At 67.9% G+C, this 14,380-nt stretch carries 13 protein-coding genes; 1 reads left to right on the top strand and 12 read right to left on the bottom strand.

The genetic code is table 11. The features are described from left to right. Positions 1-97: 97 nt before the first annotated feature. From proB to AC4PTB_RS06235, 11 genes are all read right to left on the bottom strand, one after another. Positions 98-1,207 (bottom strand): glutamate 5-kinase, encoded by a 1,110-nt coding sequence (gene proB, locus AC4PTB_RS06285; protein WP_492192593.1) that lies wholly within the window; start codon positions 1,205-1,207, stop codon positions 98-100. Next, positions 1,204-2,229: a GTPase ObgE gene (obgE, locus tag AC4PTB_RS06280; RefSeq protein ID WP_492192205.1), complete on the bottom strand. Its 1,026-nt coding sequence runs from the start codon at positions 2,227-2,229 to the stop codon at positions 1,204-1,206. The genes proB and obgE overlap by 4 nt, the downstream gene beginning before the upstream one ends. Positions 2,230-2,409: 180 nt before the next feature. Next, positions 2,410-2,922 carry a GNAT family N-acetyltransferase gene (locus tag AC4PTB_RS06275; RefSeq protein WP_492192204.1) on the bottom strand — a complete coding sequence of 171 codons (513 nt, stop codon included), beginning with the start codon at positions 2,920-2,922 and terminating at the stop codon, positions 2,410-2,412. After that, on the bottom strand, positions 2,919-3,458 hold the full coding sequence (locus AC4PTB_RS06270; protein WP_492192203.1) for a GNAT family N-acetyltransferase: 540 nt from the start codon (positions 3,456-3,458) through the stop codon (positions 2,919-2,921). Before AC4PTB_RS06270 ends, AC4PTB_RS06275 begins: the two co-directional genes overlap by 4 nt. A gap of 210 nt (positions 3,459-3,668) precedes the next feature. After that, the gene (gene rpmA / locus AC4PTB_RS06265) at positions 3,669-3,938 is read right to left on the bottom strand and encodes a 50S ribosomal protein L27 (RefSeq protein ID WP_492192202.1); all 270 of its coding nucleotides are present in this window, start codon (positions 3,936-3,938) and stop codon (positions 3,669-3,671) included. A 6-nt stretch (positions 3,939-3,944) separates the two neighbouring features. Next, on the bottom strand, positions 3,945-4,391 hold the full coding sequence (rplU, locus tag AC4PTB_RS06260; protein WP_444462469.1) for a 50S ribosomal protein L21: 447 nt from the start codon (positions 4,389-4,391) through the stop codon (positions 3,945-3,947). A 383-nt stretch (positions 4,392-4,774) separates the two neighbouring features. Next, on the bottom strand, positions 4,775-6,274 hold the full coding sequence (der, locus tag AC4PTB_RS06255) for a ribosome biogenesis GTPase Der (RefSeq protein WP_492192201.1): 1,500 nt from the start codon (positions 6,272-6,274) through the stop codon (positions 4,775-4,777). 75 nt (positions 6,275-6,349) lie between these two features. Further along, positions 6,350-7,657, bottom strand: coding sequence for an outer membrane protein assembly factor BamB family protein (locus tag AC4PTB_RS06250; protein WP_492192592.1), 1,308 nt, complete (start codon positions 7,655-7,657; stop codon positions 6,350-6,352). A gap of 49 nt (positions 7,658-7,706) precedes the next feature. Beyond that, positions 7,707-8,351 (bottom strand): hypothetical protein, encoded by a 645-nt coding sequence (locus tag AC4PTB_RS06245; RefSeq protein WP_492192200.1) that lies wholly within the window; start codon positions 8,349-8,351, stop codon positions 7,707-7,709. Positions 8,352-8,454: 103 nt separating this feature from the next. Beyond that, complete coding sequence (locus AC4PTB_RS06240) at positions 8,455-10,293, bottom strand: ABCB family ABC transporter ATP-binding protein/permease (protein WP_492192199.1); 1,839 nt, start codon at positions 10,291-10,293, stop codon at positions 8,455-8,457. A 120-nt stretch (positions 10,294-10,413) separates the two neighbouring features. Continuing rightward, positions 10,414-11,655 carry a LysM peptidoglycan-binding domain-containing protein gene (locus tag AC4PTB_RS06235; protein ID WP_492192198.1) on the bottom strand — a complete coding sequence of 414 codons (1,242 nt, stop codon included), beginning with the start codon at positions 11,653-11,655 and terminating at the stop codon, positions 10,414-10,416. Positions 11,656-11,782: 127 nt separating this feature from the next. Here AC4PTB_RS06235 and AC4PTB_RS06230 point away from each other — a divergent pair, with 127 nt between their 5' ends. Next, positions 11,783-12,343: an LOG family protein gene (locus AC4PTB_RS06230; RefSeq protein ID WP_492192197.1), complete on the top strand. Its 561-nt coding sequence runs from the start codon at positions 11,783-11,785 to the stop codon at positions 12,341-12,343. Positions 12,344-12,509: 166 nt separating this feature from the next. Here AC4PTB_RS06230 and thiC read toward each other — a convergent pair whose 3' ends face one another. Next, positions 12,510-14,312 (bottom strand): phosphomethylpyrimidine synthase ThiC, encoded by a 1,803-nt coding sequence (gene thiC / locus AC4PTB_RS06225; RefSeq protein WP_492192196.1) that lies wholly within the window; start codon positions 14,310-14,312, stop codon positions 12,510-12,512. Positions 14,313-14,380: the final 68 nt, after the last annotated feature.

The following is a 14,380-nucleotide window of genomic DNA, read 5'->3' as shown; positions in this document are numbered from 1 at the left end:
ATCGGGCGCCCTTTTCACATGCTCTTTCATCTTGCCGGAAATATCCCGGGGGTGAGGGCGAAGCCCGAGGGGGCAGCGCCCCCTCCCTGCCCCGGCCTCAGCCGATCACCATGTCGTCGCGATGCACAAGCGCAGCCCGGCCCGGATAGCCCAGCAGCGCCTCGATCTCGCCCGAGCGATGGCCCGCGATGGTGCGCGCCTCCTCGGCGGTGTAGCGCACCAGACCCTTGCCAAGCGCCGCGCCATCCGGCCCGGCGATCGTCACCGGCTCGCCGCGGCCAAAGCGGCCGGTGACCTTCGTCACCCCCGCGGGCAGAAGCGAGCTGCCCTGCGCCAGCGCGCCGACAGCGCCCGCATCGACGATCACCTCGCCGCGCGGCTTCATCGCCGCGATCCAGCGCTTGCGCGCCGCCTGCGGATCGCCCTCGGGCAGGAACCAGGTGCAATTCGCGCCCTCGGCCAGCGCCGTCAGCGGCCGCAGGGCCGAGCCCTCCATGATCGCCATGGCGCAGCCCCCCGCCACCGCGGTCTTCGCCGCCAGAAGCTTCGTCTTCATCCCGCCTTTCGAGAGACCCGAAATCGGATCGCCCGCCATCGCCTCGATCTCGGGGGTGATATGCTCGACCAGCTCGAAGCGCACCGCGCTCGGGTCTTCCTTCGGGTTCGCCGAATAGAAGCCGTCGACATCCGAAAGCAGGATCAGCTGATCGGCGCCGACGGTGACGGCAATCTGCGCGGCAAGGCGGTCGTTGTCGCCAAAGCGGATTTCATCCGTCGCCACGGTGTCGTTCTCGTTCACGATCGGCACGACGCCGAGCGAGAGCAGCGTCTGCATCGTCGCGCGCGAGTTCAGATAGCGGCGGCGGTCATCGGTGTCTTCCAGCGTGACAAGCACCTGCGCCGTGGTCACCCCATGCGGCGCGAGGATCTCTTCATAGGCGCGGGCCAGACGGATCTGCCCCACCGCCGCCGCGGCCTGCGATTGTTCCAGCGCCAAGGGGCCAAGCGGCAGCCCCAGCACCCGCCGCCCCAGCGCGATCGAGCCCGAGGAGACCAGCACCACATCGGCGCCGCGTTTCTTCGCCGCAACCACATCGAGCGCCAGCGCCGTCAGCCAGTCGGTCTTCAGCCCCTCGGCTCCGACCAGTAGCGCCGAGCCGATCTTCACCACCAGCCGCTTCGCGGCCGAAACCTGCGGCGTCTTCACGGCTGCCACGGCGCCACCTCTTCCTCACCCCGGCGGTCGTCCTCGATCTCGGCCCAAAGCGCCCGCAGCACCTCGGCCACGCCTTTTTTCGACACGCCCGACATCACCAGAACCGGCCCTTCGGAGGCCTTTTCCAAGGCGCGCTTGCGGCTTGAGAGCGTCTTTGCGTCCAGCGCATCGGCCTTGTTCAGAACCGTGATGCGCGGCTTTTCGAACAGCTCCTCGGAATAGGCCTCAAGCTCGCCGATGATGGTGCGATAATCCTTGGTGATGGTGGACGACGTGCCGTCGACCAGATGCAGCAGCACCGAGCAGCGCTCGACATGGCCAAGGAACTGATCGCCCAGACCGCGGCCTTCGGACGCCCCCTCGATCAGCCCCGGAATGTCGGCCATGACGAATTCCTTGCCGTCGATGCCGACGACGCCGAGGTTTGGCACCAGCGTGGTGAAAGGATAATCGGCAATCTTCGGCCGCGCGTTCGAGACCGCGGCGAGGAAGGTCGACTTGCCCGCATTGGGCAGCCCCAAAAGCCCGGCATCGGCAATCAGCTTGAGCCGCAGCCAAAGCGTGCGCTCGACGCCCTCCTGCCCCGGATTGGCATGGGCGGGGGCGCGGTTGGTGGCCGTCTTGAAACGCTGGTTGCCCCAGCCGCCATTGCCGCCCTTGGCCAGAAGCACGCGTTGCCCCGGCACGGTCAGATCGGCGATCACCGTTTCCTCATCCTCGTCGATGATCTCGGTGCCGACCGGCACTTTCAGCACGATATCGGCGCCATCCTTGCCGGTGCATTGGCTGCCCATGCCATGCTGGCCGGACTGCGCAAAGAAATGCTGCTGATAGCGGAAATCGATCAGCGTGTTCAGCCCTTCGACCGCCTCGGCATAGACCGAGCCGCCCTTGCCGCCATCGCCGCCATCGGGGCCGCCGAATTCGACGAATTTCTCGCGCCGGAAGCTGACGCAGCCGCCACCGCCGCCACCCGAGCGGATATAGACTTTCGCAAGGTCGAGAAATTTCATCGCAGTCGCCCCTTTCGCAAGGCGTCTGATTACGCGCGCGCGCGCCAATCTGCAAGCGAAGCATGGGGGCTCTGCCCCCAAACCCCCGGGATATTTAGGGCAAGATAAAAGCATGCCCCTTTATCTTGCCCTAAATATCCCGGGTGGGGTTCGGGGAGGGCAGCGCCCTCCCCGCCCTGTTCACCCCGCGCAGGCGACATCAAAGGCGGCGCGGCTGAGCTTGAGTTCGATATGCGGCAAGACCGTATCGAGCGCGAGCGACGGAAGGCAGGAGCGGCCGATCTCGCAAAAGCCGAGTTTCGCCAGCACCCGGGCGGAGCGGGCGTTGCCCTCGAAATAGCCCGCGCGCACAGCTCCGGCCTTGGGATCGGCGAAATGCGCAGCCAGAACCGCCCGCCCGGCCTCGCTGGCAAAGCCCTGCCCCCAGGCCGGGCGCGCCAGCCAATAGCCGAACTGGCCCTGCAATCCGATCATGCCGAGGAACGCGCCGTCACGGCAGATCACCCAGCGCGCCGCGGGCACGGGATCGGCCAGAAAGGCGCGGAAATCCCCGGCCCCATAGGGCCAGGGCACGGGGGCAAGCCAGCGCACCACCTCGAAATCGGAGAGCGCCGCAACGCAGGCGGTCTCGTCCTCGGCGGCAAGCGGGCGCAGCGCCAGCCGGTCAGTTGTCAGATGCGCGGGCAGGCTCACCCGAGTTTCTTGACATAGGTCCAGGTCGGCACGCGCGCATTGCGCGCCAGCGACCAGGCCTCGGCATCGCCCAGATAGGCAAAGCCGTTGTGGGTCAGCACCCGGGCCGAGCCGGGGCTGTCCTGAAACACTTCGGCAATCAGCGTGCGGGCGCGATGCGGATTGGCCGCAATCAGCGCCGCCACCGCCTCCGAGGCGAAGCCGGTGTTCCAGAACCCCGGGCCGACCCAGAAGCCGACCTCGGATTGCGCGCCCTCGTGACGGGTGAGCGAGACCAGCCCCAGCACCTCGGCCAGACCATGCGCCGAGCCGTCGAGCGCCCAGACATCCTCGTTGCGGGTCTCGGCCATGGCGCGGGCGATGAAATTCTCGGTCGTGCCCGGCGGCAGCGGATGCGGGATCGCGCGGGTGCCTTCGGCCAGCCGCTTGTCGGCGGTATACATGGAAATCAACCCGGCGTCGGAGCGACGCAGCGGGCGCAGGACGAACCGCTCGGCTTCGATCACCGGCTGGTTGGATATGGTCGTCTGAAACATCGCGTTCTCCTCAAACGCTGGCCTTTGGGGGCCCTTAACCTTGAAAATCGACAGCCGTATGACGGGAGTTGGGCATCCCTCCGGCTGATGTCAACTGCGACCGCTTGGCCACCGCCCTCCCCGCAGCGGCCCGACGGAGGCAACACCCGGAACGAAAAGGGGGACCGGCCGCGGCCGATCCCCCCCACCTGATCCGGGTTCCGGTTCGGCTTACTCGGCGGCCTCCACGACCGGGAGAACCGAAACGAAAGTACGGCCCTTGAGGCCCTTCTTGTAGGTCACCTTGCCTTCGACGACGGCAAAGAGCGTGTGGTCACGGCCCATCATCACGCCTTCACCCGGCCACCAGGTGGTGCCGCGCTGACGAATGATGATGTTGCCCGGAATGGCCGACTGGCCACCGTAGAGTTTCACGCCAAGGCGACGACCGGCAGAGTCGCGGCCGTTACGGGAAGAACCGCCAGCTTTCTTGTGTGCCATGGGGGATTACTCCTGAGCTGCAGCGGCTTTTTTCGCACGCTTCGGTTTCGCGGGGGCTTCGGCCGGGGCGGCCGCGCCATGGGCGGCACGACGGGCTTCGGCGGTGCCCACGGCTTCCTTCACGCCCGAGGTTTCGGCGCCCGAGGCGAGCACCTCGGTCACGCGCAGCAGCGTCAGTTGCTGACGGTGGCCACGGGTGCGCTGCGACGAATGTTTCCGGCGGCGCTTGTGGAAGGTGATGACCTTGTCGGCCTTGATGGTGTCGATGACCTCGGCGACCACGGCGGCACCGGCCACGGTGGGGGCGCCGACGGTCACGGCCTCGCCGCCGACCATCAGGATCTCGTTGAACTGGACTTTTTCACCAGCCACGGCGGCAATCAGTTCCACGCGCAGCACATCGCCCGCCTGAACCTTGTATTGCTTGCCGCCAGTCTTGAGGACCGCAAACATGCGTTTTTCCCTTTTTCAGCCGCGTCCTGTGGCCCCCGAAGCTTTCGCCCCGCGATGTTGCCGGGTTTCCCCGCCTCGGACAGCGCACCCGATCGGGTGGTGTTGCAAATGATACCCGGGCGGAGAGCAGACTCACCGCCGGGCTTCGCGCTTATGCGGACGGAACGCCGGGCTGTCAAGGAATTTCGGATTTTCGTCGCCCCGGCGGAAGCCGGGCGCACCGCCGAGGCGATGCCTCGCCCCGGGGATATTTTCCGCAAGGGGAACAGGAACCACGGCTGCCCGCCCCGAACGGCCTCGGCTTTCCTTGGCCAAATACGCAAAGCGGGGGGTGCGGGGGGCGCAGCCCCCCGCGGGTCGCCTCGGGCAAGCCCGAGGCGAAATCAGCCCTTCGGTTTCGAGGGCAAACCCTTGTCCTTGCGCGCGGCGTGTTTCTTCGCCTCGACATGCTTCGTCAGCCGCGAGGGGATCGACTTCTTGCGTTCCTTGTAGGGGTTGGTGCTGCCCTGATCGCGGAAATAAAGCCGAATCGGCGTGCCCGGCATGTCGAAATCGGCGCGCAGCCCGTTCACCAGATAGCGGCTGTAGCTTTCCGGGATCTGGTCGGTATGGGTCGCCTTGATCACGAACCCCGGCGGCCGGGTCTTCGCCTGGGTGATGTAGCGCAGCTTGATCCGGCGCCCGCCCGGCGCGGGCGGCGGATGCGCCTCGGTCATCGCCCCCAGCCAGTTGTTCAGCTTCGCCGTCGAAATACGCCGGTTCCAGACCTCATAGGCCTTCAGGATCGCAGCGTGCAGCCGGTCAAGCCCCTTGCCGGTCTTGGCCGAGACCGTCACCAGCGGTGCGCCGCGCAGCTGCGGCAGCAGCCGCTCGAAATTCTCGCGCAGCTCCTTCAGCTTCTCGGTCTTGTCTTCTTCCAGATCCCACTTGTTCGCCGCCACGACGACGGCCCGCCCCTCGGTCTCGGCGAAATCGGCAATCCGCAGATCCTGCACCTCGAAGGGGATGTTCACGTCCAGCAGCACCACGACCACCTCGGCAAAGCGCACCGCGCGCAAACCATCGGCAACCGAGAGCTTCTCGAGCTTGTCCGACACCCGCGCCTTCTTGCGCATCCCCGCCGTGTCCCAGATCCGCATCGGCGTGCCCATGAAGGTCTTCGAAACCGAAATCGCATCGCGGGTGATGCCCGCTTCGGGGCCGGTCAGCAGCCGGTCTTCGCCCAGGATCTTGTTGATCAGCGTCGATTTCCCGGCATTCGGGCGGCCAATCACCGCCAGCTGCAAGGGCCGCGCCTCGGTCGGCATGCGGATCGGCGCGTCCTCGTCCAGATCCTCGGGCAGATCGACATCCACCTCGGGCATCTGCGCGACGTTCTTCGCGGCAAAGCCATCGGCCAGCGGCTGCAGCGCGTCGTAAAGATCGTCAAGCCCCTGCCCGTGCTCGGCCGAAAGCGCGATCGGCTCGCCCAGACCCAGGTTCCAGGCTTCAAGCGCCCCCGCCGCCCCCGCATTGCCCTCGGCCTTGTTCGCCGCAAGGATCACATGGGCGTTCTTCTTGCGCAGGATATCGGCGAAAATCTCGTCGGCCGGGGTCACGCCCACCCGCGCATCGATCAGGAACAGGCAGACATCCGCCTCCTCGACCGCGCGTTCGGTCAGACGGCGCATCCGCCCCTGCAGGCTGTCATCCTCGGCCAGTTCAAGCCCGGCCGAATCGATCACCACGAAGCGCAGATCGCCCAGCCGCGCGTCGCCCTCGCGCAGGTCGCGGGTGACGCCGGGCGTGTCGTCCACCAAGGCCAGCCGCTTGCCGACGAGCCGGTTGAACAGCGTCGATTTGCCCACATTCGGACGGCCCACGATGGCAAGGGTGAAACTCATGGCATGCTCCTGTGGCGGCCGAAAGCCCGCCGCGAAACTGCCCCCTTACACCGCTTTTCCCGCGACGGAAAGCCCTCACCGGAAGGCGAGCAGCTGCCCCTTGCGCGAGACGACATAAAGCGTCTGCCCGGCGACGATCGCATCGGTGGCCGCCCCGCCCGGCAGATCGGCCTGCCCCAGCAGCCTGCCCGAGGCCGGATCGAAGCTGCGCACCAGCCCGTCCGAGGAGACGACAAAGAGCCGGTTGCCCGCCAGAACCGGGCCAAGGTTGACGTGGATCTCGGCCTGTTTCTTGATCTTTTCCTTGACGAAATAGGGCAGATCCTGAGCCCAGACGGTCTTGCCCGTCGCCGCGTCCAGCCGCACCAGCTGCGCCTGATCGGAAATCAGGAAGATCGCATTGCCCGCCACCTGCACCGGGCTGACCGCGCCCTCATCCGCGATCCAGCGGGTCTCGCCGGTCTGCGCGTCAAAGGCGCCAAGCTTGCCCGCCGAGGACCCGGCATAGACCGTGCCGCCCATCACCACCGGATCGCCGGTCAGATCGGAGACGATCGCGTAGCCGCGCCCGGGGCGGCCGCCCGCCACCTGCGCGCGCCAAGCGGGAAGGCCGGTGGCCCGCTCCACCGCGAGCATCTGCCCGGAAGCAAAGGGGAAAATCACGAATTTTCCGGCAATCGCCGGGGCCGAAACGCCCGAGACGCCCGCCGCCGCAGGGGTGCCCGCGACCTGCCAGATCACCTTGCCATCCCGCGCGTCGATCGCCCAGGCCGAGCCGTCGCGCGCCAGCGCATAGACGACCCCCTCGGCCACGGTGGGGGCGCCGCCGACGCCCGCGTCGAAATCCTGCCGCCAGATCACCTTGCCCGTGGCGGCCTCCAGCGCCACCAGCTCGGCAAAGCCGGAGGTGACGAAGACCCGCCCGCCCTCGACCGCAAGCCCCGCCCCGGTGGCATCGCCGTCGCGGTCGCCCGGACGCACGACATCGGTCGTCCAGAGCGTCGCGCCATTGGTGCCGGTCGCGGTCAGCCGGGCGCGGCTGTCGAGCGTGAAGATCCGCCCGCCCGCCGCCACCGGGGCGGCGGCGATCCGATAGCGCTGCGATTGCCCCTGCCCGACCGGCGCCGACCAGACCAGCGTCTGGGCATTGCCCAGCGCCGCATTGACCAGATCATGGCGCGCGCTGCCCGCGCGCTGCGGCCAGTCGGCATTGCCCTGCAGGCGCGGCAGGCTGACCGGACGGCTTTCGTTCACCGCCGGGGCAGAGGGCGCGCCCCCCTCCAGCACGGCGCGGGGATCCAGCCGCTCGCCTTCCAGCAGCACTTCCTTTTCGCAGGCAGCCAGCACCATGGCGACGCCCAGAACGGCAATCGACGACCTCAGCTTCACCGCAAACCCCCTGCCTTCATGTCTTTTCCGCGGCACCGGCGCATCATTTCGCAGCCGGATCGCCACCCAGCGCCACAATCAACTCTGTCGCGCGCTGTTGCAAGCCCGAGGTCACACCATCCTCGGCCATGATCTCGCGCGCTTTCGCGATAGCACCGTCCCGGTCGCCCGCCGCCAGCGCCGCCAGCGCCTGCTGCTCCATCGCCATCAGGCGAAACGGCGCCCCGGGCGCGGAGAGCGCCGCCAGTTCCGCGCTGCGCTCCTCGGCGCCCATCGCCGCGCCCGCGACCAGAACCGCCTTGAGCCGGGCCAGCTGGCGCAGGCTGTCGGGCAGCGTCGCATCGCCCGCCACCGCGCGCAGATCCGCCAGCGCCACCTCGACCTTGCCATCCTCGGCCGCCTGCGCCGCGGTCAGAAGCTTGCGCATCCCGTCCTGCGGCCCCGAAACCGGCAGCGCCGCCAGCGCCTCGGCCGGGTTTTCCGCCTCGAGCGCGCTCAGGATGCCGTCCCCAAAGGCCTCGGCCCGGGCCTGCCGCTGCGTCTTTTCCCATTCGACATAGGCCGAGCCGCCAACAAGCGCCAGGATCGCCACGACCCCGATCCATCCATATTTGCGAAACGCCGCAAACAGCCGGTCACGGCGGACTTCCTCGGTAACTTCGTCAATGAAACTGTCGGTCTGATCCACGCCGGGCTCCTCGTCTTTGGCCTATCTATACGCAAGCCCGCGCCATTGCCAAGGCCGGGAAACCACGGCCCCGGTCACGAAAGGAGGGCAGCGCCCCCCTGCCCTACTCCGCCGCCTCGGCGGCTTCCTCGGCCGATTGCGCCGCCCACATTGCGGCATAGCGGCCCGCGCGCGCCACAAGCGCCTCATGCGTGCCTTCCTCGACGATCTCGCCCGCTTCCAGAACCACGATCCGGTCGGCATCGGCAATCGTGGACAGCCGGTGCGCGATCACGATCACCGTGCGCCCCCGCCCCATCGCATCCAGACTTTCCTGAATGTCGCGTTCGGTCTGGGTATCGAGCGCCGAGGTCGCCTCGTCCAGAAGCAGGATCGGCGGGTTCTTCAACAGCGTACGCGCAATGCCCACGCGCTGCTTTTCGCCGCCCGACAGCTTCAACCCGCGCTCGCCGACCTGGGTGTCATAGCCCTCGGGCAGGGACATCACGAAATCATGGATCTTCGCCGCCCGCGCCGCCGCCTCGATCTCGGCCTGGGTGGCATTCGCCCGGCCATAGGCGATGTTGTAGCGGATCGTGTCGTTGAACAGCACCGTGTCCTGCGGCACCACGCCGATGGCCGCATGCAGGCTTTCCTGCGTCACCGCGCGAATGTCCTGCCCGTCGATGCTGATGGCGCCGCCCGTCACCTCGTAGAACCGGAACAAAAGCCGCCCGATGGTGGATTTGCCCGAGCCCGAGGGGCCAACCAGCGCCACCTTCTGCCCCGCCGCCACCGCCAGATCGATCCCCTTCAGGATCGGCCGTTCCGGGGAATAGGCGAAGTTGACGCCCTTGAAGGCAATGGCCCCGCCCGAAACCGCCAGCGGCTTCGCCCCGGGCGCATCGGTGATCTCGGCCGGTTGGTGCAGCAGATCAAACATCTCGCCCATGTCGACGAGCGCCTGCCGGATCTCGCGATAGACCGTGCCGAGGAAGCTCAAGGGCATGGTGATCTGGATCATATAGGCCTGCACCATGACGAAATCGCCCACCGTCAGCGTGCCCGCCTGCACCTCCATCGCCGCCATCACCATCACGGCCACAAGCCCCGCGGTGATGATCAGCGTCTGCCCCGCATTCAGCGCGGCCAGGCTTTGCCCGGTCTTCACCGCCGCGCCCTCGTAACGCTCCATTGAGGCGTCATAGCGCGCCGCCTCGCGCTTCTCGGCGCTGAAATATTTCACCGTCTCGAAGTTCAAAAGGCTGTCGATCGCCTTCTGGTTCGCCGCCGTATCGGCGTCGTTCATCTTCTTGCGGATCGCCACCCGCCATTCGGTGACGCGGAAGGTGTAGGTGACATAGGTCCAGATCGTGCCGACGACGACCAGCGCATAGCGCCAGTCAAACAGGAAGGCGAAGATCAGCGTGACCAACGTGAGTTCAAGGATCAGCGGCCCGACCGAGAACAGCATGAAACGCAACAGGAAATCGACGCCCTTCACGCCGCGCTCGACAACGCGGGACAGCCCGCCGGTCTTGCGGGTGATGTGATAGCGCAGCGACAGCGCATGGATGTGCTGGAAGGTTTCCAGCGCCAGCGCCCGCAGCGCGCGTTGCGCCACCCGCACGAAAACCGCGTCGCGCAATTCGCCAAAGCCCACCGACATCAGCCGCGCCAGCCCGTAAGCCACGGTCAGCGCGATGGCGCCAAAGCCCAGAAGCCAGGTCTCGTCACGGGCCTGGCCCGCCAGACCGTCCACCGCCGCCTTGTAAAGGAAAGGCGTCAGCACCGCGATCACCTTGGCGGCGACCAGGAAGGCCATCGCCAGCACGACGCGCTGTTTCACCCAGCCATGCCCCTCGGGCCACAGATAGGGCGCAACGGCCTTCATCGTGCGCCAGCCCCGCGCCCGTTCCGAAGCGTCCAGCTTGCCAGCCTGCGTGATCTGAGAGGGCGCCATCTGCCCGTCCTTCCAAAGTCTCGAGTGTCCGGGAAGCCGGGCGGATGCCGCGGCCGTGCGGGCAACCTAGGGGGTGGGGCGCGATTGTCCAGCCCCCGCGCGCATTTGACCCGAAAGGGCTTACTCGGGCAGGGTGAAGACCTGGCCCGGATAGATCCGGTTCGGGTCGCGGATCTGGTCGCGGTTCGCCTCAAAAATCTGCACGTAAAAATAGGGATCGCCATAGGTGTCGCGCGCGATCGCCCAAAGCGTGTTGCCGCTGGAAATGGTGACGATGCGGCTCTGGGCGGCGGTGTCGGCAACCGCGGCGGTGGCGGGCGGCGGCGGGGCGATGCCCTCGAAGCCCTGCTCGGCGCGGGCCAGCACCCGGCCCGCGGCGTCAAGCGCGTCAAGGCGCAGGCTGTGCGGCCCGGGCGTCGCCGCGGGCAGCCGCAGGGTGAAGCCGCCCGCGGCGCCCGCCTGCACCAGCCCCACCTCGGCAGTGTCGACATAGGCGCGCAACAGCGCCCCCTTGGGCGCGCCGCGGCCCGAAATCGTGATCTTGCCATCGGGCGCAAACGACAGCGTGTCGATCACCAGCGTTTCGGAAACGCCCGCCAGGAGCCGCGGCGTGCCGCTGGCATCGGTGAGCAGCGGCGTTTCGGCCAGAACCTGCGCCGCTTCGACCTGGGCCGCGACGGTTTCGGGCGCCGCGCCCTCGGCGGTTGCGGCCTCGGCCAAAGCACGCGGACTGGGCGCGACGGTCAGGCTTTCCTCGGACATCTTCGCCACGCCATCGGCGCCGGTCACCCGCAGCTGCAAGGACCGCGGTTCGGCCGAGGGTTCGGCCGAGGTGACGGCGGCAAAGGCGCCCTGCGCATTGGCGGTAACGGTGTCGATCACCTCGCCCTCGAGCAGCAGCTCGACCTTGGCGCCCGGGGCGACATCGCCCGCCAGCGTCAGCGCCCCGGCGGGGGTGACGCGCAAAGTGTCGAAGCGGGCGACCGGCGGCGGCGGAGACTGCGGGGGAACGGCAGCTTCTGCGACAGGCGCCGATTGCGCCGGCGGGGCCGGCCCAATCGGCGCGGTCGGAACCGGGGCAGGCGTCGCAGGCGCAGCCGCGACGGGGAGCGAAACGGGCGGGGCAGCAGCGGGAGCCTGCGGCGCGGCCGAGGCCCCCCCCTGTTGCCCCGGCGCGGGCGCGGTTTGCGGGATCGGCGCCGGGGCCGCCGCGGAGGGCAAAGCCGCCGGTTCAGGCCCTGAAGCGGCGGGTTCAGGCGCGTCCTGCCCGAGCGACCAGAGCGCGGCAACGGCAGCCACCGCCGCCACAGCCGCACCACCGCCCACCGCGACCCCAACCGCCGTCTTCCTGCCCTCGGACATGCTGTCTCTCCCTCCTGGCGGCCTTGCGGCCACGGCGTTTTCCGCCGCTTGCTTGCGACCATCTGACCCGGTATCCCTGCCAAAAGCAACACCCGCCACCGCGATTTCCAGCACGAAAGCCCAGCTCATGTCCGCCACATCCGCCCCCTCGGTCTGCGTCTTCTGCGGCTCACGCCCGGGCGCCCGCCCCGCCTATGCCCAAGACGCCCGGGCCACCGGCGCGATGCTCGCCGCGCGCGGCTGGCGGCTGGTTTACGGCGCGGGCGATGTGGGCCTGATGGGCGAGGTGGCGCGGGCCGCGCAGGCGGCGGGGGCGAAGACCTTCGGGGTGATCCCCGAACACCTGTTCCGGCTCGAGGTCGGCAAACGCGACCTGACCACCTTTGTCGTCACCGAGAACATGCACGAGCGGAAAAAGGTGATGTTCATGAATTCGGATGCGGTCGTCGTGCTGCCGGGCGGCGCCGGAAGCCTGGACGAATTCTACGAGGTGCTGACCTGGCGCCAGCTGGGCCTGCACACGAAACCGATCCTGCTTCTGAACACCGAGGGCTACTGGGACCCGCTGCTGGCGCTGAACGCCCATGTCGTGGCCGAGGGCTTTGCGGGCGAGAGCCTGCTGGACGGCGTGACGACGGTGGCGACGGTGGCCGCGCTGGAGGAAGCGCTCGAAACCGCCTTCGGCTGAGGAAACAACCGGAACGGGGCTGCCCCGCCGGGGCTGAGGGCGTTCAGCACCGGCGGGACGCAAGTTTAACGATTACTTTTCAAGCACTTACGGGGCAATTCTCACCGGCTCGGCCTTGGCGCCGGGCGGCGCGCGCCCGGCCATCGTTCCGGCGCCCGCCCCGCGCTCATGGCGCCTCGTCAAGCGGCATGTAAAGTTCCCCGCCCGCGCGGAACTTCTCGGCCATCTTCTGCATGCCGTCCTTTTGCGCCTCGGCCCGGATGTCGTGGCTCAGGCGCATGGAGCAGAATTTCGGCCCGCACATCGAACAGAAATGCGCCAGCTTATGGGCCTCTTTGGGCAGGGTTTCGTCATGCATCGCGCGCGCCGTGTCGGGGTCGAGCGACAGGTTGAACTGATCCTCCCAGCGGAATTCGAACCGCGCGCGGCTCAGGGCATCATCGCGGATCCGCGCCGCCGGATGCCCCTTGGCCAGATCGGCGGCATGGGCGGCGATCTTGTAGGTGATCACCCCCGTTTTCACGTCGTTCCGGTCGGGCAGGCCAAGATGCTCCTTGGGCGTGACGTAGCACAGCATCGCCGTGCCGAACCATCCGATCATCGCGGCGCCGATGCCGCTGGTGATATGGTCATAGCCCGGGGCAATGTCGGTGGTCAGCGGCCCGAGGGTGTAAAAGGGCGCCTCGCCACAGTCGCGCAGCTGCCGGTCCATGTTTTCCTTGATCTTGTGCATCGGCACATGGCCCGGCCCCTCGACCATCACCTGGCAATCCCTGGCCCAGGCGATCCGGGTCAGCTGGCCCAGGGTTTCCAGCTCGGCGAATTGCGCCGCGTCATTGGCATCGGCGATCGAGCCCGGCCGCAGCCCGTCGCCCAGGCTGAAGGCCACGTCATAGGCGCGGGCGATCTCGCAGATTTCGTCGAAATGCTCGTAAAGGAAGCTCTCGCGGTGATGATGCAGGCACCATCTGGCCATGATCGCCCCGCCGCGCGACACGATGCCCGTCACCCGGCCCACCGTCATCGGGATCATGTGCAACCGCAGCCCGGCATGGATGGTGAAGTAATCCACTCCCTGCTCGGCCTGTTCGATCAGCGTGTCGCGGAACACCTCCCAGCTCAGGTCTTCGGCGATGCCGCCCACCTTTTCCAGCGCCTGATACAGCGGCACCGTGCCGATCGGCACCGGGGAATTGCGCAAGATCCATTCGCGAATGGTGTGGATGTCCTGGCCCGTCGACAGGTCCATCACCGTATCCGCGCCCCAGCGGATGGCCCAGACCATCTTTTCGACCTCTTCGGCCATCGACGAGGTGACGGCGGAATTGCCGATATTGGCGTTGATCTTCACCAGGAAGTTGCGCCCGATGACCATGGGTTCGGCCTCGGGGTGGTTGATGTTGGCGGGAAGGACCGCCCGGCCCCGCGCGATCTCGTCGCGGACGAATTCGGGGGTGATGAACGCCGGAATCTCGGCGCCGAAGCTCTCGCCGTCGCGGGCCAGTGCCTGCTGCGCGGCCTTGCGTCCCAGATTCTCGCGGATGGCGACGAATTCCATTTCCGGCGTGACGATCCCGGCCCTTGCATAGGCCAGCTGCGTCACCGCCTGCCCACCCCTCGCCCGGCGCGGCCGCGGGGGCTGCGGGAAATCGGGCGCCTGCCGCGCGGTTTCGGCACCGGCCTGCTGCCGGGGCGGCGCGGCGCTTCGGGCACAGGTCTCGGTATCGCCCCGCGCGGCGATCCAGGCTTCGCGCAGACGCGGCAGGCCGCGGTCAATGGCGATCTCGGCTTTCGGGTCGGTATAGGGGCCGGAACTGTCGTAGACGGTGACGGCGGGCTCCCCTGCGGTCGGATGCAGGTCGATCTCGCGCATCGGCACGCGGATCTCGGGGTGGCGTTCGCCCGCATGCCAGACGCGGCGCGAGCCGGGCAGCGGGCCCGTGGTGACGGTTGGGGTCAGGTCTTTCATCGGTCGGAGCCTCCAGAGCTCAAGGCGTAGGAGACCCAGTTCCGCGTCGAATGGGAGGACCGGCAGGA

The organism is Rhodobacter sp. 4.3.4 (assembly GCF_058724655.1).
This window is presented reverse-complemented; position numbering and strand designations above follow the sequence as displayed.

What these genes read in the sequence shown, in the direction of transcription:
- obgE (WP_492192205.1), bottom strand. Translation starts at nt 2,229, where the DNA reads ATGAAATTTCTCGACCTTGCGAAAGTCTATATCCGCTCGGGTGGCGGC.
- AC4PTB_RS06270 (WP_492192203.1), bottom strand. Translation starts at nt 3,458, where the DNA reads ATGTTTCAGACGACCATATCCAACCAGCCGGTGATCGAAGCCGAGCGG.
- rpmA (WP_492192202.1), bottom strand. Translation starts at nt 3,938, where the DNA reads ATGGCACACAAGAAAGCTGGCGGTTCTTCCCGTAACGGCCGCGACTCT.
- rplU (WP_444462469.1), bottom strand. Translation starts at nt 4,391, where the DNA reads ATGTTTGCGGTCCTCAAGACTGGCGGCAAGCAATACAAGGTTCAGGCG.
- der (WP_492192201.1), bottom strand. Translation starts at nt 6,274, where the DNA reads ATGAGTTTCACCCTTGCCATCGTGGGCCGTCCGAATGTGGGCAAATCG.
- AC4PTB_RS06240 (WP_492192199.1), bottom strand. Translation starts at nt 10,293, where the DNA reads ATGGCGCCCTCTCAGATCACGCAGGCTGGCAAGCTGGACGCTTCGGAA.
- AC4PTB_RS06235 (WP_492192198.1), bottom strand. Translation starts at nt 11,655, where the DNA reads ATGTCCGAGGGCAGGAAGACGGCGGTTGGGGTCGCGGTGGGCGGTGGT.
- AC4PTB_RS06230 (WP_492192197.1), top strand. Translation starts at nt 11,783, where the DNA reads ATGTCCGCCACATCCGCCCCCTCGGTCTGCGTCTTCTGCGGCTCACGC.
- thiC (WP_492192196.1), bottom strand. Translation starts at nt 14,312, where the DNA reads ATGAAAGACCTGACCCCAACCGTCACCACGGGCCCGCTGCCCGGCTCG.